This is a genomic window from Exiguobacterium sp. UBA5002, from assembly GCF_002396765.1.
Lineage (GTDB): Bacteria > Bacillota > Bacilli > Exiguobacteriales > Exiguobacteriaceae > Exiguobacterium_A.
The window spans coordinates 12,342-37,461 of sequence record NZ_DGYQ01000020.1 but is presented as its reverse complement, the minus strand read 5'-3'; the positions used below and the strand labels follow the sequence as shown (position 1 = coordinate 37,461).

The window sequence follows — 25,120 nt, the reverse complement described above, 5'->3', positions numbered from 1 at the left end:
GTGACAGGGATTTTTTCACGTCAAGCAGGCTTCTTTTCAGTCTGTCCAACTTCTTGGACAAAGACTGAACTAGGAAAGATTGAGTAAGCGCTTGCAGTACTCTTACAATAAGGTCATAGCAAAGCAATCATCTTATCAACTCATACACGAAATGGAGGCTAATGCAATGGCGACAGCTCAAAATGGAGCACGGGGCATCCGTGTACAAGTTCAACGGTTCGGAAGCTTTTTAAGCGGTATGGTCATGCCGAACATCGGTGCATTTATCGCCTGGGGGATCATCACGGCACTGTTCATCCCAACTGGATGGGCACCAAATAAGGAACTCGGTGAACTCGTCGGTCCGACAATCACCTATCTCTTACCGTTGCTGATCGGATACACGGGCGGGAAATTAATGCATGACGTTAGGGGAGGCGTTGTCGGGACGCTTGCGACGATGGGGGTCATCGTCGGAACAGAGATTCCGATGTTCCTCGGTGCCATGATCATGGGACCACTTGGCGGATACGTCATCAAAAAGTTCGATCATTTGATCGAAGGAAAAATCAAACCAGGTCTCGAGATGCTCGTCAATAACTTCTCGGTCGGAATCATCGGTGGGTTGTTGATGCTCGGTGGATTCAAAGTATTCGGACCACTCATGACAGGTCTTGACGACATCATGGCTGCAGCAGTTGGTGCGATCGTCAGTGCACACTTGCTACCATTAGCGAGTATGTTCATTGAACCAGCGAAAATTTTATTCTTGAACAACGCCATTAACCACGGCATCTTAAGTCCACTTGGTCTCGACCAAGTAAACGAGGCGGGTAAATCAGTTCTGTTCTTACTCGAAGCCAACCCCGGTCCGGGTCTCGGATTGTTACTCGCTTACTCGTTCTTCGGTTCTGGTGCAGCGAAGAAAACAGCACCCGGTGCAGCATTTATCCAATTCATCGGTGGAATTCACGAAATCTATTTCCCATACGTCTTGATGAAGCCAGTCTTGTTGCTTGCGATGATTGCAGGTGGCATGAGTGGTATCCTCACCTTCGTCCTGTTTGATGTCGGATTAGTCGCACCCGCTTCACCAGGTAGTATCATCGCGGTCCTCGCAATGGCATCACGCGGTTCTTACGTCGGATTGATTGCAGGTGTACTTGTTTCAGCATCTGTGACATTTGTTGTCTCGACTGTCCTGCTAAAAACTAGCAAGGCAAAAGAAACGTCGCTTGAAGAGGCGAGCGCGAATGTCAGTGCGATGAAAGGAAAACAATCAATTGCCTCATCACTCGTTTCAGCTGATGCCAAACCACTTGCGGAGGTCGAACATATCATTTTCGCTTGTGACGCTGGTATGGGATCGAGTGCGATGGGTGCATCCGTTCTCCGCAATAAAATCAATAAGGCTGGCTTACCGATCAAAGTGACGAATACGTCGATCAGCCAACTTCCGCAAAACGCTGAACTGATCATCACACACCGTGATTTGACGGAACGGGCAAAGGAACAAGTACCGACGGCAGAACACCGGTCAGTCGATAACTTCCTGAATGCCGGATATTATGATCAACTCGTCCACGAGATCGAAACAGCACGGAATAAGATTTCTTAAAGATAAAGATAGAGACACTCAAGGAGGAATAAACATGACAACGACAATGAAAATTTCACCGAAACTTGTATTACTTGATCAACAATTCGCAGACGAGACGGCAGCCATCAAGGCTGCCGGTCAACTCCTCGTCGATCACGGATATGTCGAAGCGGGGTATATCGATTCAATGCAGGAACGTCATGCCTTATCAACGGTCTACATTGGCAACCATGTCGCGATTCCACACGGAACAGAGTCGGCTAAATCACAGGTCAAGAAAACGGGACTATCGATTCTACAAGTACCGCAAGGCGTAGCTTTCGGAAGGGAACAAGCACGACTCGTTATCGGCATCGCTGGCGTCGGTGATGAACACCTCGAGTTGTTATCAAATATCGCAGTCATTTGCTCCGATGAGGAGAACGTAGAGCGCATCGTAGCAGCGACATCAAAAGAAGAAATCATCGCGTTATTGACAGCGGAGGTGTAATTATGAAAGCCATCCATTTTGGTGCCGGTAATATCGGACGAGGATTCATTGGCTTACAACTCGTCAAGACGGGTTACGAAGTCTGTTTCGTAGATGTCAATACGACAGTCGTCGATGCATTAAAAACACGACATACCTATGAGGTGGGTTATGCCTCTGAAAGAGGAGGGCGTGAACGGGTCGACGGCGTGACGGCACTTAACAGTTTATCTGAACCAGATCAGGTCATTGCAGCGATTCGCGATGCAGATGTGATTACAACAGCTGTCGGCCCGAGCTTGTTGTCGAAAGTGGCTCCTTTGATCGCGGAAGGGTTACGTCAACGTGATCAACAGACACCTGTCTACGTCATTGCGTGTGAAAACATGATTAGGGGGTCAAAACACTTACAAACAGAGGTGGCGAAACATCAACCGATAGCGGAGAATTGGTATTTCCCGAATGCAGCAGTTGATCGGATCGTTCCACTTCAGCATCACGAAGACCCGTTATACGTCGAAGTGGAAGAATTCTTCGAATGGGTGATTGAGACGACTGGACTACCGGAAGCCTATCCACGGATCAAAGGTGTTACCTATGTCGAGAACATCGAACCGTTCATCGAGCGGAAACTGTTCACCGTCAACACAGGACATGCGATTGCTTCGTACCTCGGAGCACTCTTTCATAAAGAGACGATCGCTGAAAGTCTAACGGATCCACGCATCCGTCGTGGTGTCCAGACAGCACTTTACGAAACAGGGTGGTTATTACTTGAAAAGTACGGCTTTAATCCGGTCGATCATAGTGCGTACATCCAAAAGAATATGAAACGCTTTGAAAACCCGCGAATTCATGATGAAATCATTCGTGTCGCTCGTTCACCGATTCGTAAATTGAGTCCAAGTGACCGACTTGTCAAACCAGCGAAGGAATTGATGGAGCGTGGGATCGAAGCAGATGGATTAGCACGTGGGATCGCAGCAGCCCTAACCTATTTCGATCCAAATGATTCAGAATCTTCAGAATTAAATGCGTATATTACGAAACATGGAATCGAAGATGCGCTGAACGCATATCTACAACTGTCAGCAACGGATCCACTTGGATCTCGAATCGTCGAACATTATGAAGCGATGCAACAACAAGTCAATTCGATTGCTTAAGAATGAATAACTCTGTAAGCCGAACACCTTTCATATCTGTGGAGGGTGTTTTTAGTTTGCGATTTAAATATGTCTTGGTATCAACGAAAAAAGCAGTTTCTAAAAATCTTACTATCACAATTTGATTACAATTTGTATATTAAATTCGGAATATTCGAAAACGAATATTTAGCGATTAAAATACATTGTACGCTATATGAACGGAACATCTCTATTCCGATTTTTCAGGTAAGAGAAGGTGATCATATGTTGAATTATAAAGTGAATGTATATAGATTAAACGGAACACGACCAAAAGCAACAAAAGGAACCGGACCTAAGCATTTGATTTATTCGAGTCAGTTTTCTTCACGTACACCAGTCCATTTATTGCATCAACTCATCTTGAATCGATTGTTGGTTGAGCAAGAAAAAAACCTAGATTTAACGTATACGATCGAAGTAAATGCGGTACTTGATCAATTCGTGATCGACGTCCGTGTCTTTTCAACAGATACGGTCAGTGTCCAAGTCGAGCGTGACTTGATTGAAATCATTGAACGCGAAGAAGTCCGTCATATCCCGGCTCTTGAAATCGGGAAACCGGATTTCGCGGAATTCGCCCACATCGTCTTAAAGGTGAAGGAAGGTGGACCACGCCTTTCACAAGAGGATACGCAACGAATTTTCAATGAGTCTGGTGTTCGAGGACGAATCATCCTGCACAAGGAGCGCATCGATAGTCATGAGCCCTCCCATTCGATTCAGTTGTTGATTGGTGGGGCCGAGAAGTGTTTGTATAGTCTTTCGCAATATCAGCTTGATCCACTCTTCCGTAAACATGGTTTGACGATTCAATCCTTGAATCTGTTACCGTTTGATTTATTCATGATTCGTGACAAAATCGCGATGCTGTCTTCGGCAGATGCTTCGCAACTGTGGATCGATGACATCACGACATCCAAGAACGGACGATCACATCAGATTTGTTTTAACGATGGGAATGAATGCATGACGGTCATCTGTGATCTTCATGGATCAATTCGTTCTTATAAGTGTTCGTGATGGTTTAACTCTTCTTCGAATAGGCTACATTCTTAACAGAGGTTCTAACGAAGGGGAGTCGAACAATCATGTTATCTAAACAACAGACGGAAGAATTCAAGCAACGGTTATTAAAGGAAAAAGAAAAGACGACATCAAACATCGAACAACGCGATACCGACTACGATGAAGGTGAATTGTCGAGTTACGATAATCATCCTGCCGATTCCGGCGATGAATTGTTCTTGCGGGAACGCGATCAAGCGATCACGGACATGCAAGAGGATATGCTCTCGGATGTGGACCGTGCCCTAAAAGCGATCGAGGACGGAACGTATGGCATTTGTAAGGTCTGTGGAAAAGAGATTGAGATTGAACGTCTTGATATCATTCCGGAAACGTTATTATGCATCGAGCATGCAAAAGAAGAAGCAGAACAAAACGAGAACGATCCGAATTCGCGACCAAGCGAAGAAGACGTACTGGATCCATCTGTCACAGCCCGCGGCAAAGACATCGACGGTGATACGGACGGATTCTCGAAAGTGAGTGACTTTGGTAGTTCCGATACACCGTCTGACCAAGAAGACGGAATTGACCCGACACGGTCTTGACCGGCAAAACATCTCCCGAAAATGGAGATGTTTTTTTCTCGAAAAAAAACACAAATATTTACCGAAATTTTTTGACTTTTCATATAATTTTGATACGATGGTATCGAGGGGCTGTTTTAGCCTATATTAAAATGTAAGCGCATACAAGAATCCGTCTCACTGCTTGACCATTTTAGTTGAGGGAGGAAATAACGCATGATTTATGACATTCCGAACAAGCAAGGGTCAAAGGTACAGTACAAGGAACGGTATGAAAATTACATCAATGGAAAGTGGACGGCACCTGTCGGGGGAGAATATTTTGATAATGTAACACCTGTCACGGGTAAAGTATTGTGCCAAGTCGCTCGTTCCGGTAAGGAAGACATCGAACTGGCTCTTGACGCAGCACACGCGGCAAAAGAAGCATGGGGGAAAACGTCTGTAACCGAACGCTCAAACATTTTAAATAAAATCGCCAACCGGATGGAAGAAAACCTCGAGATGCTCGCTTATGCAGAGACACTTGAGAACGGGAAAGCGGTCCGTGAGACACTCAACGCCGATCTACCGCTCGCGATCGATCACTTCCGTTATTTCGCCGGCGTCATCCGTGCCCAAGAAGGTTCGGTCGGCGAACTCGATCAAGATACGGTCGCGTATCACTTCCATGAGCCACTTGGCGTCGTTGGTCAAATCATTCCGTGGAACTTCCCACTCTTGATGGCTGTCTGGAAGCTGGCACCGGCTCTCGCGGCAGGGAACTGCGTCGTCTTAAAACCGGCAGAACAAACACCAGCGAGCATCATGGTACTCGTTGAGCTCATTGAGGATTTACTCCCACCGGGTGTGCTCAACATCGTCAACGGTTTTGGTCTTGAAGCAGGGAAACCGCTCGCGTCGAGCAAACGGATTGCCAAAATCGCCTTTACGGGTGAGACGACGACAGGACGTTTGATCATGCAGTACGCATCGCAAAACTTGATTCCGGTCACCCTCGAGCTCGGTGGGAAATCACCGAACATCTTCTTTGAGGATATCATGCAGGCAGACGATGCTTTCTTTGATAAAGCAATCGAAGGATTACTGATGTTCGCGTTGAATCAAGGAGAAGTCTGTACGTGTCCGTCGCGTGCCTTGATTCAAGAATCGATTTACGAGCCGTTCATGGAACGTGTTCTTGAGCGCGTTAAAGCCATCAAGATCGGAAATCCTCTTGATTCGGACGTCATGATGGGTGCTCAAGCTTCGAACGAACAGATGGAGAAAATTCTTTCATATCTTGAAATCGGTAAGTCGGAAGGCGCAGAATGTCTCATCGGTGGGGAGCGCAATATGCTCGAAGGGGATCTCGCAGAAGGATATTACATCCAACCAACGATCTTCAAAGGACACAATAAGATGCGAATCTTCCAAGAAGAAATTTTCGGACCGGTCCTATCGGTCACGACGTTCAAGACGGAAGAAGAAGCACTCGAAATTGCGAATGATACGTTATATGGTCTTGGTGCCGGGGTCTGGACACGTGACATGAACCGTGCTTATCGGTTTGGGCGTGCGATCGAAGCAGGACGCGTCTGGACGAACTGTTATCACCAATATCCAGCTCACGCGGCGTTTGGTGGTTACAAAATGTCAGGTATCGGACGTGAAAACCATAAGATGATGCTCAACCATTACCAACGGACGAAAAACCTACTCGTTAGCTACAACCCGAATAAACTCGGTTTCTTCTAAGTCGGAAAGGACGTGGATGCAAATGGTGGAACGTGTTCAGGCGACAGCAGCTTGTCTAGAGTTAATCGACCAGTTGGGAGAAAAACACGGTCCGTTGATGTTTCATCAATCTGGTGGTTGTTGCGATGGCAGTTCCCCGATGTGTTTTGCGCAGGGTGATCTATTCCTGGGAGATCAGGATAAAAAACTGGGAGAGATCGGTGGTTGTCCGTTTTATATTCATGAAGATCAATATGAGTACTGGAAACATACGCAACTCATCATTGATGTCGTGGATGGTCGAGGCGGAATGTTCTCTCTTGAAGGTGTCGAAGGGAAACGTTTTTTGACACGCTCCCGTGCGTTCACGCAAGAGGAAAACGCTGAACTATCAGCATCAAGCTAATAAAGGAATCAAACACGGTTTCGTCGATGCGACTTGTTCATTCAGGTCGCTTGTACGGAATCGTGTTTTTTGTTCGTATCACGACGTTCTAACAGGATAAAAGTTGGTAATGCGGCATAAGAACGGTATAATGTACTCATATTTTGACGAGAAGATAGTTCCACACTATGACATTATAGGGGGTCACCATGAAATATCCATTTTTAGGTTGGACAGGTCAAACGATCGGAGTGACGGCGCCCTCCTCCGGATTACGTGAACAGCAACAGGAATGGGTCGAACAAGCAGTTGAACAGGTACAAGCACGGCAAATGAACGTCCGTTTAGGCGAAACGATTTGGTCGCATCAACTTGCTGAGAGTGCACCGGTCAAACAACGGGCTGAGGAATTGAATCACATGATGACGGATGAGACGATTGATGCCGTCATCCCGCCATTTGGTGGGGAACGCGCCATTGATCTTTTACCCGAGTTGACGCCAGCTACTTACCAACCGAAATGGTTGCTTGGCTATTCCGATATCAGTACGTTATTGCTCAGTCTGACGCTTCAGACAGGAATTGCGACAGCGCATGGTCCGGATTTCGTTGAGCTTCGGAGTGAAGAGTGGGATGAGACGACAAGTGCCTGGCGACGGGTGCTCGCGACGCCAACTGGAGGAACCGTCACACAGTGGGCTTCCGATCGTTATCAATCCGAGTGGACTGATGAAGAACGTCCAGCAGGTTCATTATTTCAGTTAACGGAAGCGACGGAATGGAAAGCACTTGATGAGCGAACAGAAGTGACCGGACGGTTACTTGGTGGGTGTCTGGAGACGATTCGCCATCTGATAGGGACACCGTACGGAGATGTGCGTCGTTTTCAGCGTGAAGAGATCAACGGAGAACCGATTCTCTGGTACTTTGAGGTATCTGAAGCGAATTCTGCAGAGGTGCATCGGACGCTTCGACAAATGGCGTATGCTGGATGGTTCGACCATGCGGCTGGCTTTTTATTCGGGCGTACATCTGCAAGGATTACTGAAGATCTGACATGGCTAGACGTGTATCACTATCTAGCGGATGAAACAGGCTTACCAGTCTTATATGATCTTGACATCGGTCATCAGCCACCGCAGTTGACGTTAATCAATGGAGCGACAGGTGTGGTTCGTATTCAAGGAAAAGATTCACGAATCGATATTACGTTCAACTAAAAAGGAGAGCACGCAATGGCACGTCGTAAGTTTCAAGCATTAGGCGTTTATAAACGCGTCCATATTAACCCGGAGACACGTCGAATGACGTTACCTGAACCATTTTACGATGCACTTCGTCTAGAAGATGAATTGCTGATTGCACAAGTCGGAGATGTTCTCGTCATGCGTCGTCCGGGGGAAGTCGTCGAGACAGAAACGGATTTATTGAGCGAACTCGTAGAAGATGGATTCACGGGTACAGAGCTTGTCCAAGAGTTTGCCTACCGGCGTCAGCAACAAGAACAACGATTACGTCAACAAGTCTTGCAGGATGAAGAGGATGACCATGCTGCTCAACTGAAGATCGAGCTATAACGGAAAGAAGGAGTGGGGCAGATGCGTCGCAGAACAAAAATTGGAATCGGAGTCATCGGATCCGGATTAGTAGCAGCGAGTTATTATTTTTATGAGATGGCAATCGCCACGAATCCAAAGCCATTCTTATCGAATAATCGAGATTTAAGTGACGAGATGGTCCGATTGATGCAACCTGGTCAGACGTGGATCAAGGAGCAACCGCTTGAGCGGATCGAGATTGAAGCGAAAGACGGTTTAACGTTACGCGGGCATTTTCTTCCGTCACCTGTTCCGTCAGATCGGATCGTCATTCTCGTGCACGGGTACGGAGGCGTCGGAACGGATTTAGCCGGATTCGCCTATCTGTACCATCAGGCCGGTTTCCATGTCATGATGCCCGATAATCGTGGACACGGAATGAGTGACGGTCACTATATCGGATTCGGATGGCATGATCGGGAAGATTGTCTCAGTTGGTCGAACTATCTGATTGATCGGATCGGACAGGATGCGAAACTGTTCTTGCATGGGGTGTCGATGGGAGGGGCGACCGTATTGATGACGAGTGGCGAACAACTCCCACCACAAATCAAAGGAATCATTTCTGATTGTGCCTATACGTCCGTCAATGCTGTCCTTGCGTATCAGATGAAGCGGATGTATCGACTACCACACTTTCCGTTCTTAGGCATGACGAGCGTATTGACGAAGCTAAAGGCAGGTTATACGTTCCGTGAAGCATCAGCGTTGAAACAAGTCAAAAAAGCACAGGTACCGATTTTGTTCATCCATGGTGGGGCGGATACGTTTGTACCGACAGATATGGTATATGAGCTGTATGAAGCTTGTCCAACGGAAAAAGAGCTCGTCGTCATTCCAAATGCCGCTCATGCGATGGCCTATTTTGAGGATCCGGCATTGTATGATAATGTCGTCGAGAAGTTCGTTCGCAACATCTTGCGAAATGATTGACAACTCAGTTCGTTACCCGCTATATTAATATCATAAATCAACGTCGTCGTGGCGGAACTGGTAGACGCGCTAGACTCAGAATCTAGTGGTGGCAACACCGTGGAGGTTCAAGTCCTCTCGGCGGCATAAATGATTGAAGGAGGCAATCCCAACAAGGGGTTGCCTTCTTTTTTGTTGCTGAATAGAAAACGATTACAACGAATAAAAATTCAGAAATATTTATCTTTTTAGAATTTTTCTGGTGAAATACGTTTTAAAGAGGGTACTCTTCAGGGAAAGTACTAAGTGAAGTAGACAATCTTTAACACATAGGAGAGGGGAAACAAACATGAAAAAAGGGAGTATCTTGCTAGCGCTCTTGATGAGCTGTGTTCTCGTACTTGGTGCATGTAGCATCGGTTCGAAAGAAGAAGAGTCGTCTGAAGGAAAGACGTATAAGGTCGGCATTGACGTCACGTATCCACCATTCGAATATAAAGACGGGGATACGTACAAAGGAATCGACATCGATCTCATGAAAGCAATCGCGAAGGATCAGAACTTCAAGATTCAATTTGAAGCGATGGACTTTAGCGGCATTATTCCGGCACTTCAAGCAAATCAATTGGACGTTGCCATTGCTGGTATGAGTATTACGCCAGAACGGAAGAAAGTCGTCACATTCTCGGATCCATACTTCAAAGCTGGTCTTATTCTAGTCGTCAAAGAAGAGGAGAATGGTATTAAATCCGTCAACGATTTAAAAGGGAAAAAAGTAGCCGTCAAAAAGGGAACGACGGGTGCGAAATATGCAACGGATAACGCAGACAAACTGGGCTTCACGGTCACACAGTTCAATGACAGCCCAGCGATGTTCCAAGAAGTGAAGAACGGTAACGCTGCTGCTTTGATTGAAGATTATCCTGTCATCTCATATGCAAACAAACAACAAAACCTTGGATTAAAACTTGTCGGAGACCGTCTCAACGGGGACAACTACGGGATCGCTGTCTTAAAAGGTGAGAACGAGGATCTGATGAAGAAAATCAACAAAGGGCTTGCGAATCTGAAAGAAAACGGTGAATACGATAAAATCGTTGACACGTATCTGAAATAAGTCGCAAGGCGATAAGGGAGTGGGATAGCCAATGGAAGTGGTCAAAACCGCATTTCCATTTTTCTTGGAAGGGCTTCAAGTCACATTGTATATTTTCATCATCGCGGTCATCGTCGGCTTTCTGATTGGCTTAGTCGTCGCATTGATGCGGTTATCACCATCAAAAATCTTAAACGGGATCGCAATTGTCTATATTGATGTCATTCGCGGAACGCCGTTCATCGTTCAGTTATTCTTCATCTATTTTGGACTCAATTCGCTCGAATGGTTATCGATGGACCGGATGTATGCAGGGATACTGACGGTCGCGATCAATGCCGGTGCTTATTTTGCGGAGATCATTCGCGCTGGTATCCAGTCGATTGATAAAGGACAAACAGAAGCTGCACGTTCACTCGGGATGACAGGGCGTCAAACGATGGTACAGATCATCTTACCGCAAGCATTCCGGCGGATGTTACCAACGATTACGAACCAATCGATCATCAGCTTAAAAGATACATCGTTGTTGTCGATTATCGGAATCGCTGACTTGACACAACAAGGTCAAGTGCAGCAGTCAACGACGTTTGAACCATTCATCGTCTGGTCCGTCGTCGGATTGATGTACTTCGTCATCATTTATCTCTTGTCCTTAGTGGCGAAGTTCTTGGAACGGAGGTTTACATTACGATGAGTATCATAGAAGTAAAGAATCTAAAGAAATCATTCGGTTCGAATGAAGTCTTAAAAGACATCAACGTCTCGATTGCCGAAAAAGAAGTCGTTTGTGTCATCGGTCCGTCGGGATCTGGGAAAAGTACGTTTTTACGCTGTTTGAATCGATTGGAAGAGATTACAGGTGGCACGGTCATCGTCGATGATTTCGATATTACGAGTCCAAAGGTCGATATCAACAAGGTCCGGGAAGAAGTCGGGATGGTCTTTCAACATTTTAATCTCTTCCCGCATAAGACCGTGCTAGAAAACGTCACGCTTGCACCGATCAAAGTGCGTAAATCGGATAAAGAACAGGCGAAACAGCGGGCACTTGAACTACTCGATAAAGTCGGATTACGTGAAAAAGCGGATAATTATCCAGGTGAATTATCTGGGGGGCAAAAACAGCGGGTCGCGATTGCCCGCGCGCTTGCAATGAATCCGAAAATCATGTTATTTGATGAGCCAACGTCAGCGCTTGACCCGGAAATGGTCGGTGACGTGCTTGCCGTCATGAAACAACTTGCCCTTGAAGGCATGACGATGGTCGTCGTGACCCATGAGATGGGATTCGCTCGAGAGGTCGGAGATCGCGTCTTATTCATGGATGGTGGCTATATCGTCGAAGAGAACGTGCCACAAGCATTGTTTGATTCTCCACAACACGAACGGACGCAATCGTTCCTTAGTAAGGTCTTATGATAGAACCGGCGTATCTAAATGCGGATACGCCGGTTTTTTGACGAATCATAAATAACTGTCTAAGCGCTCATAAGAAAAACTTATACATTTAAGCGTGAGAATTTGGGAATTCGAAATGCACACACAGGAAAAGAGTAGTAATATAGTAACGAAGGCACTTTCATGGAAGAATGACACGATCATTCCTTCTCATGACGTTCAGCGTTTTATTCATGCAATTCCTTTTGAAAGCGCTAACAGTTAGAGGGCTGGAGACACATCGAGTATCCACTGGATGTGTGGGGAGAAATATAGAAACGGGGGGAACCGTACATGGCAGGCCACGAGCAAGATCAACAAGCATTCTATGGACCAAACCTTGGCTACATCATTGAATTGTACGAGCGTTTTTTAGAAGACAAGACATCCGTTGATGAGGAGACACGTGCTTATTTCGAAGAGCATGGTGCACCCGTGACGGAACCAGTCGTACCGATGCAAGTCGAGACAGGAGATTTCGAAAAATATCTTGCGGCGAATCGTTTAGCGGAACAAATTCGTGCAAAAGGACATCTTGCGGCGGATATCTATCCGCTGAAGGACCATCCGCGAGAAACAGGATTATTCGAATTGAGTCAGTACGGATTGACAGAGGCAGATCTTCGGAAAATGCCGGTTTCACTCGTCTGTCCTGAGCCGCCAGCGGGTGTTCAAGATGCATTTGAAGGCATCGAGCACTTGAAAGCGCAATACACGGGAGCAGCGGCTGTTGAGTTCCAGCATGTTGATGACTTAGAGGAAAAGAAATGGCTCCGACAGAAAATCGAGCAAGGTGCTTTGACGGCGACGCTAGACGCTGAACAAAAGAAACAGTTGTTCAAACGCTTAGCTGAAACGGACCTTTTCGAAAAATACTTGCACAAAACATATGTCGGTCAAAAACGTTTCTCGATTGAAGGACTTGACGCGATGGTGCCATTGCTCGACACGATCGTCGGACACCTCATCTCGAATGGGTCGGAGACGATCAATATCGGAATGGCACACCGTGGACGGTTGAACGTTTTGGCGCACGTACTTGGGAAGCCATATGAAATGATCTTTGCTGAGTTCCAGCATGCACCGAACCACGACCTCGTACCATCTGAAGGATCGATCGGGATCACGTACGGTTGGACGGGCGACGTGAAGTATCACCTCGGTTTAAACCGAAAACTCGAGCAAGAGACACGTAACGTGCGGATGACGCTTGCGAACAATCCGTCGCACCTTGAGTTCGTCGACCCAGTCGTCGAAGGCTTCACACGTGCTGCACAAGATGATCGCTCACAAAAAGGGGCACCACGTCAAGAGCAAGCAGCAGCAGCTGCGATCCTCATTCATGGGGATGCAGCGTTCCCAGGTCAAGGAATTGTGGCTGAAACTTTGAATTTAGCGAATCTCAAAGGATATAACACCGGCGGAACAATTCATATCATCGCGAACAACACGATCGGCTTCACGACGGAGCCGACGGACTCCCGTTCGACGCGTTACTCGAGTGATCTTGCCAAAGGATACGAGATCCCAGTCTTCCACGTCAACGCGGATGAGCCGGAAAGCTGTCTCGCAGTCGCTTTGCTCGCGAGCGAGTACCGGGCAACGTTTAAGAAGGATGTCATGATTGATTTAATCGGATATCGTCGTTTTGGTCATAACGAAATGGATGAACCGATGAATACGAACCCGGTCTTATACGATTTGATTCATAAACATGATCCAATTCGTGTCTTGTACGGGAAAACGCTTGTCGCGAACGGGGATGCGACAGCTGACGAAATTCAATCGATTGAAACGTCGATCAATGATCAAATGAAAGCGGCTCGTGAAAAAGTACCGAACGCGGAGAAAGAGTATGGTGGAGTCATGCCGGACGTCGTCTTTAAAGGCGTTCCGACGATTGAGACAGGGGTCTCGATTGAAACATTGACGGCGTACAACGAAGAATTGTTACAGTGGCCGGATGGCTTCCAAGTGTTCCATAAACTTGAGAAGGTCCTGAAGCGCCGGACGGATGCGTTCTCGACAAAGAACGGTATTGACTGGGGACATGCCGAAACATTGGCGTTTGCTTCGATTCTCTCAGATGGAACACCAATCCGCTTGAGCGGTCAAGATTCTGAACGAGGAACGTTCGCACAACGGAACATTAATCTTCATGATGTGAAAACAGGAGAAGGCTTCTCGCCACTCCATGCCTTATCAACGGCAACTGCATCATTCTCGGTCTACAACAGTCCGTTGTCTGAAGCAGGTGTACTTGGTTTTGAATACGGTTATAACGTCTTCGCTCCGGAAACGCTCGTATTATGGGAAGCGCAATATGGGGACTTTGCGAACTCAGGTCAAGTCATCTTCGACCAGTTCATCTCAGCTAGCCGAGCGAAATGGGGACAAACATCAGGTCTCGTCATGTTGCTTCCGCATGGTTATGAAGGGCAAGGACCAGAACACTCGAGTGGTCGTTTAGAACGCTTCTTGACGTTATCGGGTGAGAAAAACTGGACAGTTGCGAACGTATCGAGTGCTGCGCAGTACTTCCATTTGTTGCGCCGGCAAGCAGCGATTCTCGGAAAAGAGGAAGTCCGACCGCTCGTCGTCATGACGCCGAAGAGTCTCTTGCGTCATCCGCTTGCAACATCGGATGTTTCTGAGTTGACGGAAGGTAGTTTCCAACGTGTCATCGAACAATCAGGGCTCGGAGAAGCACCAGATCGTGTCAAACGTCTTGTGTTCTGTTCTGGTAAGATGGCAATCGACCTAGCTGAAGCCGTTTCGAAATCAGATGAGAATCTCGATTGGCTACAAATCGTCCGGGTCGAGGAGTTGTATCCATTCCCGGCAAAAGCCTTAAAAGAAGTCATCGCGCGCTATGAATCCGTCGAAGAAATGGTCTGGGTGCAAGAAGAACCGAAAAACATGGGGGCGTGGTCCTTCATGGAACCTCGACTTGAGACAGTCGCACCGAATGGTATCCAAACGGTCCGTTACATCGGTCGTCGTCGTCGTTCCAGTACAGCAGAAGGTGACCCGTCAGGTCATAAAGTAGAGCAGGCACGTATCATCAATGATGCACTCACAGCGACTGCTTCTATTCCAACAGCACCATCACACGTATCAAATCACACATCATAACTTAAGATAGAATCGAGTCATAGGGGGAGAATACGATGGAAATCAAAGTACCAGAACTTGCCGAATCAATTACAGAAGGAACGGTGGCGTCTTGGTTAAAACAACCAGGTGATCACGTGGAAAAAGGGGAAGCCATCGTTGAGCTCGAGACAGATAAGGTCAACATCGAAGTGCCGTCAGATGAAGCTGGTACGTTGACGGAGGTGATGGCTGCTGAAGGAGATACAGTCCGCGTCGGGGAAACGATTGCTGTCATCTCTGCTGGTGGCGAGGCTCCAAAACCGGCTGCGGCAGAAACAGTACAAGAAACTCCAAAAGAGACACCAAAAGCAGAAGAAAAAGCGGAACAACCGGTGGCTGCAGCAGCGACTGAAAGTACATCTGTTGCGGATCGTCCGATTGCTTCACCTGCTGCCCGTAAACTGGCTCGTGAAAAAGGAATTGATTTAGCACAAGTGGCAACGCAAGATCCGCTCGGTCGGATTCGCGTGCAAGACGTCGCGACGTTTGAAGTAGCACCACGTGAGCAAGCAAAACCGGCTCCTACGAAACCTGCTACACCGGCACCAGCACCAGCACCAGCAGCCGCTCCTGGGAAACCGGAAGAGCGAATCAAGATGTCACGCCGTCGTAAGACAATCGCTAACCGACTCGTTGAAGTTCAACAAACGGCAGCGATGTTGACGACATTCAATGAGATCGATATGTCAGCGGTCATGGCACTGCGTAAACGTCGCCAAGAGAAATTCGTGAAGGAAAACGAAGTCAAGCTCGGCTTCATGTCATTCTTTACGAAAGCAGCAGTCGCAGCACTTAAAAAGATGCCATACTTGAATGCTGAGATTCAAGGCGATGAAATCGTCCTCAAAAAATTCTATGATATCGGTATTGCCGTTTCAGCACCAGACGGTCTCGTCGTTCCGGTCGTTCGTGATGCGGATAAGAAGAACTTCGCTGAGATTGAAAAAGACATCATTCAACTAGCGGTCAAGGCGCGTGATAATAAACTCGGTCTATCTGATTTGACGGGTGGTACGTTCACGATCACGAATGGTGGTACGTTCGGTTCACTCATGTCGACACCGATCTTAAACGGTCCACAAGTCGCGATTCTCGGAATGCACGCAATCAACTTGCGTCCTGTAGCGATTGATGCTGAACGCATGGAAAACCGTCCGATGATGTATGTCGCACTCTCTTATGATCACCGAATCGTTGATGGAAAAGAAGCCGTTACGTTCTTGAAGCACATTAAAGATCTCCTTGAAGATCCAGAGTCATTGATTTTCGAAGCGTAATCATAAAAAGACCCGTTTTAGATGCGGGTCTTTTTTTTGTTGATATCATTTTGTCATCAAATCACGAAACGACATTTACGTCTTCTCTATATCAGCTTCATACAAACGATATAGGATAAGTGTTGTAAGAATATTTCAAGGGGGAATTAATTATGTTGAAACAATTTGGATTGACGATGGTAGCAGGAGCCGTATTAAGCACAGGGCTTCCGACAGAAGATGTCAGCGCACAATCAAAAGGCAAATCGTTACTTGATCCAAATCGAATCATCAATGTTGCTCACCGTGGAGCTTCAGGGTACGCGCCAGAGCATACGATGCCAGCTTATGAAATGGGACATAAGACATTCAAAGCAGATTACATCGAAATTGATTTACAGATGACGAAAGACGGTCAATTGATTGCGATGCACGATGAAACGGTTGATCGGACGACGAACGGAACAGGTGCCGTCAAAGATAAAACGCTTGCTGAAATCAAGAAACTTGATGCTGGTAGCTGGTTTAATGAAGCGAACCCGACGCTTGCGAAAAAGTCATATGTCGGTTTGAAAGTACCGACGCTTCAAGAAGTCTTGAGTAAGTATGGGAAGCATGCGAATTACTATATCGAGACGAAATCACCGGAAGTGTATCCCGGAATGGAACAGAAATTGCTCGACGTACTAAAGCAGAACGGATTGTCGAGTAACAAGGTCAAACCAGGACAAGTCTTGATTCAGTCGTTTAGTGAAGCGAGTCTTCAAAAAGTCAGAGCCATCGACCCGAACGTTCCACTGGTTCAGTTGATGGAAGCAAATGAAGTCAAGGCTTTGACGGATGATCGATTAACCGCAATCCGTCAGTATGCAGTCGGTGTTGGTCCTTCCTACAAAGCATTGACACGTGAAAACATCTCAGCGATTCGGACTCATGATTTGTTACTTCACCCGTATACTGTGAATGAAAAAGCGGATATGGTTCGTATGCTCGACTATGGTGTCACAGGAGTCTTCACGAACTATGCCGACCGTTTTAATGATGTCGTGAAAGGACTATACAAAAAATAAAGTAAGGACGATACAGGACTATTTCTTCTTTCGAACAGGAAAGAAGAAATAGTTTTTTTGTTTTTAAAACTCGTATTTTAAATCCAATATTTCATTCCATACGTAAACCTAATAGAGGTTTATCAGAATTTCGAATCATGAGACAAAACAATGTAGTCAGTTTCGTATTTCATGGTACGATAACAGTGCAGTTTTGGGAAGGAATGGAGTGAGGATCGTGAGAATTACACAGTATACGGATTATGGACTACGTGTGTTGATGTATCTCGGGGTGCACCGGGATGTCATCACACCAATGCCGCAGATTGCAAATCATTATGGCATCTCATCAAACCATTTAATGAAGGTGACACAACAATTAGCGAAACTTGGCTATGTCGAATCAACAAGAGGTCGGTCAGGCGGACTCCGTTTGATTCGTGATCCAAAAGACATCAACATCGGGAAAGTCGTTCGGGAAATGGAACCGATGGATATCGTCGAGTGTTTTGGAAGCAACGGTCATTGTGTCATCGAACCAGGATGCCGTCTAAAAGGTGTGCTCGGACGAGCGCTTCGAGCTTTTATCCGGGAACTGGAACAGCATACATTAGAAGAATTGTTAGATAATCGTGATGAGTTGGCGCTCTTGTTTGCTGCCTCATCTTTACAGCGTTCCTAATCAAAAAACCCTCGTTTCCGTGAATGGAAGCGAGGGTTTTGTCATATCGATACTTATACGTCATCTTGGCGTTTCTTTGGTTCCACATGTTCTTTATTCTGGGACAAGTCGTCACGAACAGACGATTTCCACAACGGAACATTGCTGTAATATGCAGCACGAGCGATCAGATGTCCTCCAATCGGTGCTGTGATGAGCACGAACAGGATGCCGAGAACGACACGAGAGGAGAAGAATCCATCTTCAGTGACGAAATAGATGATGACGCCGATTAAAATCGACATGACACCTAATGTCGCGCTTTTAGATGCAGCGTGAGCACGCGTATAGACATCCGGTAAGCGGATCAGACCAAGCGCGGTGACGAGACTAAATCCCATACCGAGCAAGGCGAAGACCGCGACGATCCATTCATTGGTTGCGATCACGTTCGATGATCTCTCCTTTCTCGATATATTTTGAAAAGGCAACTGTACCGATGAAGGCGAGTATACCAATCAACAGGATGACTTCGAGGTAGTCGCTCGTCCGTAAGATGATCGAGACAAGTCCAACGATTGAAATCAAGCTGATACCAATTGAATCAAGCGCGATGACACGATCCGCAACACTTGGTCCTTTGATGACCCGGTAAAACAGACCAAGCATCGAGAGAAAGACACCCCCGAGTGCGATATAGATTAAAATATCGAACATCACCGACTCACCTCCAGAATGGCTTTCTCAAAACTATCACGAATCGAAGCGACTGCTTCATCGACCTCTGGCATGTGGAGTGCATGAATGTAGAGTGTCTTATTATCATCCGAGATATCAACGACAAGCGTTCCCGGTGTCAGCGTGATCAGCATTGACAGCAACGTGATTTGCCACGGTTGATCGAGTTCGGTCTCATAGGCGAAAATACCAGGTTGAATATCTAACTTCGGCTTTAAAATGATTTTCAAGACATCGATGTTCGCGACGACAAGCTCGTAGAGAAAGCGGAAAAACAATAGGACGAGTGCGACGACAGGTCCGAGATAAAAGCGACCTTTGAAGCCGCGACGGAAAGCGAACATCGCAATCAGCCCTAGCGCGTAACCGATGACGAAACCGGAGGCCGAGAAATTGTTTGAGAGAAACATCCACAAGAATGCAAGAAATAAGTTGAGCAAGACTTGAAATGCCATGAATTAACGACCTCCTTTTAGTACGGCATCGATATAGAGCGTTGGATTCGTCAACGGTTCGACGGCTTGTTGAATCAGTGGACGCATCGCCTCAGCACCTACTCCATAGAGAACGCTGAGCGCAACTAAGACAATCGTAGGAACTAGCAGCTTGGGAACAAGCGCTTGTTTATCACCCGAGTAGGTCTTCGGTGTTCCCCAAAAAGCACGCATGAACAATTGAACGACGGAATACAAGACGAGCAGACTTGATAGTAAGACGATGATCGGTCCAATCAACTCACCAGCTTCAATACCACCACGAACAATCAGGAATTTCCCAATGAACCCGCTGAGCGGTGGAATCCCGGCAAGTGATAACGCCGCGATGAAGAACGTCCAACCTAGTACAGGATAGGTTTTGATCATCCCTCCCATATCTTTCAGTTTACTCGAGCCGGCAATTCCGACCATGATCCCTACGAGAAGGAATAAAGCGGCTTTGATCAACATATCATGAAGAAGGTAGAAAATCGCACCTTCTAGTGCTTGCGGTGTCATGAGGGAAACCCCGTACAAGATGACCCCGACTGCGACGATGATGTTGTAGATGATGATTTGCTTCGCATCCCGTGTCGCAAGCGCACCGATCACCCCGATGACGATCGTACTGAGAGCAAGGATACTTAAGATTTGATGAATCGTTCCAATCTCATTTGAGAAGAACAAACTATACGTCCGTAAAATCCCGTAGACCCCGACCTTCGTCAGCAAGGCACCGAACAGAGCAAGAACAGGCGTCGGCGGTACTTGATAAGAACCAGGTAACCAGAAGTAGAGCGGGAAGATCGCACCTTTTAATCCGAAGACAATCAGGAATAACAATGCGATGACGTTTAGGATTGCCGGCTGTCCGACCTCTGAAATCTTTTGACTGATATCCGCCATGCTGAGCGATCCAATGATCCCGTACAAGAAGGCAACCGTCATGACGAATAATGCGGACGAGATGACGTTGATCAAGAGATACTTCAGCGATTCTCGTAATTGTGCCGGTTTCCCGCCAAGAACGATCAAGACATAAGACGAAATCAGGAAGACTTCGAAGAAGACGAACATGTTAAAGATATCACCTGTCGTAAAGGCACCATTGACACCAACGAGCAAGAATTGGACGGCAATGAAATAGTAGTATCGTTGATAGGAAACGCTCAAGTAGACAATGGCATACCAGATGATACAAAGAACAAGAATGCTTGTCGTCGTGACGAGTAAAGCGGATAGCATGTCAGAGACAAGCGTGATACCAAAAGGTGCTGGCCAGCTACCGAGTGTGACTGTTAAGATGCCGTTCGACCGGACAGTCAGCACGAGATAGATGGAGGCACAGACAGTCAAAATCGTCGAAAAGAGGGAAACGATTCGTTGTCCTTTGAGGTGTCGCGGGAAAAACATCAAGAGGACACCCGTCAACAAAGGGATGATGATTGGTAGTAGCGGTAAGTTAATCATTCGAATCGGTTCCTTTCATCTCTTCGATATTATCGGTTCCGAGTTCTTGATAGGCACGATAAGCAAGTACCAAGAAAAAGGCAGTGACACCAAAGCTGATGACGATGGCGGTCAAGACGAGTGCTTGCGGTAGTGGATCCGTATAGGAAGTCACGCCGTCCTTTAAGACCGGAGCCGCGCCTCGTTTTAATCCCCCCATCGTCATGACGAGCAGATGGGCAGCGTGGCTGAGCAACCCTGTTCCGATGATAATACGAAGAATACTTTTCGAAAGAATGAGATAAATGGCACACATCGTCAGGATGCCTGCGGCGATCGCCATGATGATTTCCATATTAATCACTCTCCCCAATCGTTTGAATAATCGTCATCGTCACACCGACGACGACAAGATAAACACCAAGATCAAACAACATCGCTGTATGAAGTGATGTCTTACCGAATAACGGTAGGTTGAAATAGTCATGTGCATGTGTGAAGAACGGGACGTTAAAGACAAGCGCTCCTGAAGCCGTCAGTACGGCAATCAACATGCCAAGAGCCGTGATCCATTTGTAGTCGAATGGCAAAATCCGGCGTAACGTCTTGATGTCGTAAGCAAGTAAGATCAAGACAAGAGCAGACGCCGTCACAAGACCACCAATGAAACCGCCACCTGGCGTATAGTGTCCAGCAAAGAACAAGTAGACAGCAAACAGGAAGATGATGAACGTGATAAAGGAAGTCGCGGACTCTAAGATGACGTCATTCGTATGCTTTTTTGTCTGCTTTTTCATTTATCCATCCCTCCTGTTCGTCTGAATTTAATCATCGTGTAAATTCCGATTCCGGCAAGTGCGAGAACGGCAATCTCAAACAACGTATCGAAGCCACGGAAGTCGACGAGAATGACGTTGACCATATTACCGCCAGCGGCAAGATCAGCGACATTATCGATGTAATATTTGGCGATTGAAGTAAACGACCGTTGGCTGAGAGAAGCAAGTGCGACGAGTGTCACCGTCAGTCCGACGAGTGCCGAAATCAAGGCATTGCCGAGCTTGAACGGAATGCGCTCTTCTTTCCGGCTGATTTCCGGTAAACGATAGAAAACGAGCAGGAACAGAGCGACCGATACTGTCTCGATGACGAGTTGCGTCAAGGCAAGGTCTGGCGCTCGGAACAAGACGAAGAACAGAGCGACCGTATAACCTGTCACACCGAGCAAGATGATCGATGTCAGTCGTGAACGCGCAAAGGTGATCGAGAGGGCACTCGAAACGAGAACGAGTGCAAGGATGATCTCATACGCGTCAATCGAGCTGATTGGATCAACCGCGAAGCGGAAGGCATCAAACCCGTATAATGCCGTCAAGATCAAGATGACGATGAATCCGAAGATGTAGACGAGATACGACCGCATGTATCCGGTCATGACCGTATCATGGATCTTTGTCGATGTCTGTTCACCACGACGTAACAAGGCGTCATATTGATGATTCAAGGAGACGGCACGTGGCATCCGGTTGTAAAGCGATTGCCAACGTGGGAGTGTTTTATACAAGATGATGCCAGCACTGATGATCACGAGTGTCAGGAATAATTCAGTATTGAATCCATGCCACATTGAAATATGCACATTAATCTTGCCACCCGCATCAACGACTTGCGGTAAGATCGCTTCGACTGCCGGTCGAATCAACGTATCCGATAATATATTCGGGAAGAGTCCGATGATGACGACGAGCGAGACGAGGACGAGAGGTGGAATCAACATGCCAATCGGTGCCTCGTGTGGTGTTTTCGGTAACTTGTCGTCTTGACGCTTACCGAAGAACGTTCTGCGGACGATCAAGATGCTATAGACGAATGTAAAGATACTTCCGACGACGGCGAGTACAGGAATAATCCAACCGTAAGACGGTAAGTGGAACAAGTCAGATCCTGAAACTTGAAGTACACCTGTCAAGAACATCTCTTTACTTAAGAAACCATTGAATGGTGGAATCCCCGCCATCGAAAGGGTCCCGATCATCGCAATCGTCATCGAAATCGGCATGAGTTGCGCAAGACCACCGAGATTCCGAATGTCGCGAGTACCAGTCTCGTGATCGACGATTCCCGCCATCATGAAGAGACTGCCTTTAAACGTCGCGTGGTTGATCAGGTGGAAGATCGCAGCGACTGTCGCAATCGTATATAATCCGTCATCTAACGCGTCGACGTGCAAGGCGGCTGCTCCGAGTCCGAGCAAGGACATGATCAATCCAAGCTGAGAAATCGTCGAGTAAGCAAGGATTCCTTTCAAATCATGTTGTTTCACCGCATTGAGTGAACCCCAGAATAAGGTGAATATTCCGACAGATGAGACGAGATAGAACCAGAGCGACTCATCCGCAAAAATCGGACTGAAACGAGCGACAAGATACAACCCTGCCTTGACCATCGTTGCCGAGTGCAAGTAGGCGCTGACAGGGGTCGGTGCTTCCATCGCATCCGGTAACCAGATGTGGAACGGAAATTGAGCCGATTTCGTGAAGGCAGCTAGCAAGAATAAAACGAGGGCGACCGAAAAGAAGGGTTCACCTTGAATCGATTCAAGCGACGCATAGGTCTCACGAATACTTAACGATCCACTGAGTGTTGAGAGAATCGCGATTCCACCAAGCATCGCTAGTCCACCGAAGACGGTGATCAGCATCGATTTTTGAGCGCCGTAACGAGAACGTTCCCGCTCGTACCAATAGGCGATCAATAAGAACGACGAAATCGACGTTAATTCCCAGAACAGATAGAGGACGATCATGTTATCTGACAGCACGACGCCAAGCATGGCGGTCATGAACATCAACAGATAAACATAAAATGTTCCGAGTGATTCTTTTTTCGCATCTAAATAAAAAATCGAATAAAGAACGACGAGTGAGCCGATTCCTGTGATCAATAGTGCGAACAATAAGCCGAGTCCGTCGAGATACGTGACGAAATCGATACCGAGCGATGGTATCCACGGCATGCGTGCCGTAAAGGTCTCACCTGACATCGTACCAGCGAGAAAGCGGCTGAAATACGAAACGAGCAGTACAGGTACGACAAGTACAAACCAACCGGTATGAATGTTCGGAAGGCGTTTCGCTAGAAGCGGAATGAAAAGACTGATCAATATGGGCAGTAAAATAGCCCCGTGCATCACGGACACGAAATTCCCTCCTTTGTGACATCGACGACCAAAAATGAAAAAGGGACGCGAACGCAAGCTGTTGAAGCTCGGAACTGTCCAGTAGAAGACACGATTCATTTTGTTCGTCGAAGATGTTTCTGAATCAAGTATAGCGTACTTTTTTCCTTCTTGCATGACGTGAAGCGTTGAAGCATAAGGGATAGAGCCATTTTCTCTCTTGATTATTAAATATGTAGGAACACGGCAGAAATAGGCTGAAATTTTTTTTGATTTTTTTCAAATAACACGTTGATCCATGAGAAGAATGATTCAAATTCAAGTAACTCGGGTACATCTACCTAGAGCACAACTAATGACCATAGAGGGGGAACTTTCATGCGAGCAACATTCAAGACAGGTGTCATTTTAGGTGGTCTAGCGGCGATTGCGACAATCGCCTATCAACAATACCAACAACGAAAAACAACTTCAGACGATATTGATCATCGTCCAAGTGTCGACGCGAAACGCGATCCGGCTGAAGTCGGGCTGACACAACTTGATTCCATTCATCGGGCAGATTGGCAAGCGAATGGATTCCCACAAACGCACGCAGAACTCGAACGCCTCGAGCGAGAAGAAAATTAAAAAAGCACGTCTCTCGAATGAGAGGCGTGTTTTATGGTCATTAAGCACTTGTTGTGACTAGGGCACGTGTCCGTTCACTATGTGCAGTATAAGAAGAGAGATGTTCGAATTGATAAAGCGTTAAGGTCGCTGTGCGACGTTGACCAGTACTCGATTCAAGCATTAAATAAGCTTCATTGAAGTCCGTACCACCACCATCATAGCGGATGTGTGCCGTAATCGTTCGTCCATCTGTCGTCTGCATATAAATATCGTAACCCCCGAAATCAACGCGCTTAAAGCTAGTTGCCTCGCTTACGATGTGTTTGAATGTTTCAATCAAAGAATATGTCATCGTTCGTTCCTCCCTTTATTTCTTCCAAAACAAGATAAGTTATAATCAACTCCGAATATTACTTTTCCCATTAAATTGAAGAAATAAACATCAAAAATGAATCTTTTTTAATCTTGTTATGAAACGCGTTTCATACTTTATGATGATGACAGACGGTGCGTAACCGATTGCGGGCGTTAGCCGATACAGAAACTGTATAATCAAAAAGACAAGAGG

26 protein-coding genes and 1 tRNA gene are annotated in these 25,120 nt (G+C 46.7%); 19 read left to right on the top strand and 8 right to left on the bottom strand.

Annotated elements, in window-relative coordinates:
- The first annotated feature begins 166 nt into the window (after nucleotides 1-166).
- From B4C70_RS04500 to B4C70_RS04415, 18 genes are all read left to right on the top strand, one after another.
- On the top strand, nucleotides 167-1,597 hold the full coding sequence (locus B4C70_RS04500; protein ID WP_290777204.1) for a PTS mannitol transporter subunit IICB: 1,431 nt from the start codon (nucleotides 167-169) through the stop codon (nucleotides 1,595-1,597).
- Nucleotides 1,598-1,631: 34 nt separating this feature from the next.
- Nucleotides 1,632-2,069, top strand: coding sequence for a PTS sugar transporter subunit IIA (locus B4C70_RS04495; RefSeq protein ID WP_251137607.1), 438 nt, complete (start codon nucleotides 1,632-1,634; stop codon nucleotides 2,067-2,069).
- 2 nt (nucleotides 2,070-2,071) lie between these two features.
- Nucleotides 2,072-3,214: a mannitol-1-phosphate 5-dehydrogenase gene (locus B4C70_RS04490; RefSeq protein WP_290777201.1), complete on the top strand. Its 1,143-nt coding sequence runs from the start codon at nucleotides 2,072-2,074 to the stop codon at nucleotides 3,212-3,214.
- Nucleotides 3,215-3,460: 246 nt separating this feature from the next.
- On the top strand, nucleotides 3,461-4,258 hold the full coding sequence (locus tag B4C70_RS04485) for a hypothetical protein (RefSeq protein WP_290777199.1): 798 nt from the start codon (nucleotides 3,461-3,463) through the stop codon (nucleotides 4,256-4,258).
- A 68-nt stretch (nucleotides 4,259-4,326) separates the two neighbouring features.
- Nucleotides 4,327-4,851, top strand: a complete 525-nt coding sequence (locus B4C70_RS04480) for a TraR/DksA C4-type zinc finger protein (RefSeq protein ID WP_023468557.1) — start codon at nucleotides 4,327-4,329, stop codon at nucleotides 4,849-4,851.
- 195 nt (nucleotides 4,852-5,046) lie between these two features.
- Complete coding sequence (gene adh / locus B4C70_RS04475) at nucleotides 5,047-6,567, top strand: aldehyde dehydrogenase (RefSeq protein ID WP_023468556.1); 1,521 nt, start codon at nucleotides 5,047-5,049, stop codon at nucleotides 6,565-6,567.
- 22 nt (nucleotides 6,568-6,589) lie between these two features.
- Nucleotides 6,590-6,952, top strand: a complete 363-nt coding sequence (locus tag B4C70_RS04470; RefSeq protein ID WP_290777197.1) for a DUF779 domain-containing protein — start codon at nucleotides 6,590-6,592, stop codon at nucleotides 6,950-6,952.
- Nucleotides 6,953-7,140: 188 nt separating this feature from the next.
- Nucleotides 7,141-8,151: a S66 family peptidase gene (locus tag B4C70_RS04465; protein WP_290777195.1), complete on the top strand. Its 1,011-nt coding sequence runs from the start codon at nucleotides 7,141-7,143 to the stop codon at nucleotides 8,149-8,151.
- A gap of 15 nt (nucleotides 8,152-8,166) precedes the next feature.
- Complete coding sequence (locus tag B4C70_RS04460) at nucleotides 8,167-8,508, top strand: hypothetical protein (protein ID WP_023468553.1); 342 nt, start codon at nucleotides 8,167-8,169, stop codon at nucleotides 8,506-8,508.
- Between the two features lie 21 nt (nucleotides 8,509-8,529).
- Nucleotides 8,530-9,462: an alpha/beta hydrolase gene (locus B4C70_RS04455; protein WP_290777192.1), complete on the top strand. Its 933-nt coding sequence runs from the start codon at nucleotides 8,530-8,532 to the stop codon at nucleotides 9,460-9,462.
- Nucleotides 9,463-9,504: 42 nt separating this feature from the next.
- Nucleotides 9,505-9,588, top strand: a tRNA-Leu gene (locus B4C70_RS04450).
- Nucleotides 9,589-9,790: 202 nt separating this feature from the next.
- Nucleotides 9,791-10,558, top strand: coding sequence for a transporter substrate-binding domain-containing protein (locus tag B4C70_RS04445; RefSeq protein ID WP_290777190.1), 768 nt, complete (start codon nucleotides 9,791-9,793; stop codon nucleotides 10,556-10,558).
- 31 nt (nucleotides 10,559-10,589) lie between these two features.
- Complete coding sequence (locus B4C70_RS04440) at nucleotides 10,590-11,234, top strand: amino acid ABC transporter permease (protein ID WP_023468550.1); 645 nt, start codon at nucleotides 10,590-10,592, stop codon at nucleotides 11,232-11,234.
- Nucleotides 11,231-11,959, top strand: coding sequence for an amino acid ABC transporter ATP-binding protein (locus B4C70_RS04435; RefSeq protein WP_023468549.1), 729 nt, complete (start codon nucleotides 11,231-11,233; stop codon nucleotides 11,957-11,959). Before B4C70_RS04440 ends, B4C70_RS04435 begins: the two co-directional genes overlap by 4 nt.
- Before the next feature lie 312 nt (nucleotides 11,960-12,271).
- The gene (locus B4C70_RS04430; protein WP_214728295.1) at nucleotides 12,272-15,112 is read left to right on the top strand and encodes a 2-oxoglutarate dehydrogenase E1 component; all 2,841 of its coding nucleotides are present in this window, start codon (nucleotides 12,272-12,274) and stop codon (nucleotides 15,110-15,112) included.
- A 35-nt stretch (nucleotides 15,113-15,147) separates the two neighbouring features.
- A complete protein-coding gene (gene odhB, locus B4C70_RS04425) occupies nucleotides 15,148-16,410 on the top strand; it encodes a 2-oxoglutarate dehydrogenase complex dihydrolipoyllysine-residue succinyltransferase (protein ID WP_290777187.1) in 1,263 nt (420 codons plus the stop codon).
- Between the two features lie 152 nt (nucleotides 16,411-16,562).
- Nucleotides 16,563-17,459, top strand: coding sequence for a glycerophosphodiester phosphodiesterase (locus B4C70_RS04420; RefSeq protein WP_414654435.1), 897 nt, complete (start codon nucleotides 16,563-16,565; stop codon nucleotides 17,457-17,459).
- A 217-nt stretch (nucleotides 17,460-17,676) separates the two neighbouring features.
- A complete protein-coding gene (locus B4C70_RS04415; RefSeq protein WP_149427544.1) occupies nucleotides 17,677-18,120 on the top strand; it encodes an Rrf2 family transcriptional regulator in 444 nt (147 codons plus the stop codon).
- Between the two features lie 53 nt (nucleotides 18,121-18,173).
- Here the strand turns inward: B4C70_RS04415 and mnhG are convergent, their stop codons facing one another.
- The 7 genes from mnhG to B4C70_RS04380 are packed head-to-tail and all read right to left on the bottom strand — an operon-like array spanning nucleotide 18,174 to nucleotide 23,961.
- Nucleotides 18,174-18,548 (bottom strand): monovalent cation/H(+) antiporter subunit G, encoded by a 375-nt coding sequence (mnhG, locus tag B4C70_RS04410; protein ID WP_290777184.1) that lies wholly within the window; start codon nucleotides 18,546-18,548, stop codon nucleotides 18,174-18,176.
- Complete coding sequence (locus B4C70_RS04405; RefSeq protein WP_369792030.1) at nucleotides 18,532-18,768, bottom strand: Na(+)/H(+) antiporter subunit F1; 237 nt, start codon at nucleotides 18,766-18,768, stop codon at nucleotides 18,532-18,534. Before B4C70_RS04405 ends, mnhG begins: the two co-directional genes overlap by 17 nt.
- 47 nt (nucleotides 18,769-18,815) lie before the next feature.
- Nucleotides 18,816-19,292 carry a Na+/H+ antiporter subunit E gene (locus B4C70_RS04400; RefSeq protein WP_023468542.1) on the bottom strand — a complete coding sequence of 159 codons (477 nt, stop codon included), beginning with the start codon at nucleotides 19,290-19,292 and terminating at the stop codon, nucleotides 18,816-18,818.
- Nucleotides 19,293-19,295: 3 nt separating this feature from the next.
- Nucleotides 19,296-20,783: a Na+/H+ antiporter subunit D gene (locus tag B4C70_RS04395; protein ID WP_214728289.1), complete on the bottom strand. Its 1,488-nt coding sequence runs from the start codon at nucleotides 20,781-20,783 to the stop codon at nucleotides 19,296-19,298.
- Nucleotides 20,776-21,117: a Na(+)/H(+) antiporter subunit C gene (locus B4C70_RS04390; protein WP_023468540.1), complete on the bottom strand. Its 342-nt coding sequence runs from the start codon at nucleotides 21,115-21,117 to the stop codon at nucleotides 20,776-20,778. Before B4C70_RS04390 ends, B4C70_RS04395 begins: the two co-directional genes overlap by 8 nt.
- Nucleotide 21,118: 1 nt before the next feature.
- A complete protein-coding gene (locus tag B4C70_RS04385) occupies nucleotides 21,119-21,559 on the bottom strand; it encodes a Na(+)/H(+) antiporter subunit B (protein ID WP_023468539.1) in 441 nt (146 codons plus the stop codon).
- On the bottom strand, nucleotides 21,556-23,961 hold the full coding sequence (locus B4C70_RS04380; RefSeq protein WP_290777183.1) for a Na+/H+ antiporter subunit A: 2,406 nt from the start codon (nucleotides 23,959-23,961) through the stop codon (nucleotides 21,556-21,558). Before B4C70_RS04380 ends, B4C70_RS04385 begins: the two co-directional genes overlap by 4 nt.
- Nucleotides 23,962-24,318: 357 nt before the next feature.
- Here B4C70_RS04380 and B4C70_RS04375 point away from each other — a divergent pair, with 357 nt between their 5' ends.
- Nucleotides 24,319-24,570, top strand: a complete 252-nt coding sequence (locus B4C70_RS04375) for a hypothetical protein (RefSeq protein ID WP_023468537.1) — start codon at nucleotides 24,319-24,321, stop codon at nucleotides 24,568-24,570.
- 40 nt (nucleotides 24,571-24,610) lie between these two features.
- Here the strand turns inward: B4C70_RS04375 and B4C70_RS04370 are convergent, their stop codons facing one another.
- Complete coding sequence (locus B4C70_RS04370; protein ID WP_023468536.1) at nucleotides 24,611-24,904, bottom strand: hypothetical protein; 294 nt, start codon at nucleotides 24,902-24,904, stop codon at nucleotides 24,611-24,613.
- Nucleotides 24,905-25,120 lie beyond the last annotated feature (216 nt).

Bases quoted from the DNA above. Each gene is read 5' to 3' on its own strand.
- B4C70_RS04500 (WP_290777204.1), top strand. From the start codon at position 167: ATGGCGACAGCTCAAAATGGAGCACGGGGCATCCGTGTACAAGTTCAA.
- B4C70_RS04495 (WP_251137607.1), top strand. From the start codon at position 1,632: ATGACAACGACAATGAAAATTTCACCGAAACTTGTATTACTTGATCAA.
- B4C70_RS04490 (WP_290777201.1), top strand. From the start codon at position 2,072: ATGAAAGCCATCCATTTTGGTGCCGGTAATATCGGACGAGGATTCATT.
- B4C70_RS04485 (WP_290777199.1), top strand. From the start codon at position 3,461: ATGTTGAATTATAAAGTGAATGTATATAGATTAAACGGAACACGACCA.
- B4C70_RS04480 (WP_023468557.1), top strand. From the start codon at position 4,327: ATGTTATCTAAACAACAGACGGAAGAATTCAAGCAACGGTTATTAAAG.
- adh (WP_023468556.1), top strand. From the start codon at position 5,047: ATGATTTATGACATTCCGAACAAGCAAGGGTCAAAGGTACAGTACAAG.
- B4C70_RS04470 (WP_290777197.1), top strand. From the start codon at position 6,590: ATGGTGGAACGTGTTCAGGCGACAGCAGCTTGTCTAGAGTTAATCGAC.
- B4C70_RS04465 (WP_290777195.1), top strand. From the start codon at position 7,141: ATGAAATATCCATTTTTAGGTTGGACAGGTCAAACGATCGGAGTGACG.
- B4C70_RS04460 (WP_023468553.1), top strand. From the start codon at position 8,167: ATGGCACGTCGTAAGTTTCAAGCATTAGGCGTTTATAAACGCGTCCAT.
- B4C70_RS04455 (WP_290777192.1), top strand. From the start codon at position 8,530: ATGCGTCGCAGAACAAAAATTGGAATCGGAGTCATCGGATCCGGATTA.
- B4C70_RS04445 (WP_290777190.1), top strand. From the start codon at position 9,791: ATGAAAAAAGGGAGTATCTTGCTAGCGCTCTTGATGAGCTGTGTTCTC.
- B4C70_RS04440 (WP_023468550.1), top strand. From the start codon at position 10,590: ATGGAAGTGGTCAAAACCGCATTTCCATTTTTCTTGGAAGGGCTTCAA.
- B4C70_RS04435 (WP_023468549.1), top strand. From the start codon at position 11,231: ATGAGTATCATAGAAGTAAAGAATCTAAAGAAATCATTCGGTTCGAAT.
- B4C70_RS04430 (WP_214728295.1), top strand. From the start codon at position 12,272: ATGGCAGGCCACGAGCAAGATCAACAAGCATTCTATGGACCAAACCTT.
- odhB (WP_290777187.1), top strand. From the start codon at position 15,148: ATGGAAATCAAAGTACCAGAACTTGCCGAATCAATTACAGAAGGAACG.
- B4C70_RS04420 (WP_414654435.1), top strand. From the start codon at position 16,563: ATGTTGAAACAATTTGGATTGACGATGGTAGCAGGAGCCGTATTAAGC.
- B4C70_RS04405 (WP_369792030.1), bottom strand. From the start codon at position 18,768: ATGCTTGGTCTGTTTTACCGGGTCATCAAAGGACCAAGTGTTGCGGAT.
- B4C70_RS04400 (WP_023468542.1), bottom strand. From the start codon at position 19,292: ATGGCATTTCAAGTCTTGCTCAACTTATTTCTTGCATTCTTGTGGATG.
- B4C70_RS04395 (WP_214728289.1), bottom strand. From the start codon at position 20,783: ATGATTAACTTACCGCTACTACCAATCATCATCCCTTTGTTGACGGGT.
- B4C70_RS04390 (WP_023468540.1), bottom strand. From the start codon at position 21,117: ATGGAAATCATCATGGCGATCGCCGCAGGCATCCTGACGATGTGTGCC.
- B4C70_RS04385 (WP_023468539.1), bottom strand. From the start codon at position 21,559: ATGAAAAAGCAGACAAAAAAGCATACGAATGACGTCATCTTAGAGTCC.
- B4C70_RS04375 (WP_023468537.1), top strand. From the start codon at position 24,319: ATGCGAGCAACATTCAAGACAGGTGTCATTTTAGGTGGTCTAGCGGCG.
- B4C70_RS04370 (WP_023468536.1), bottom strand. From the start codon at position 24,904: ATGACATATTCTTTGATTGAAACATTCAAACACATCGTAAGCGAGGCA.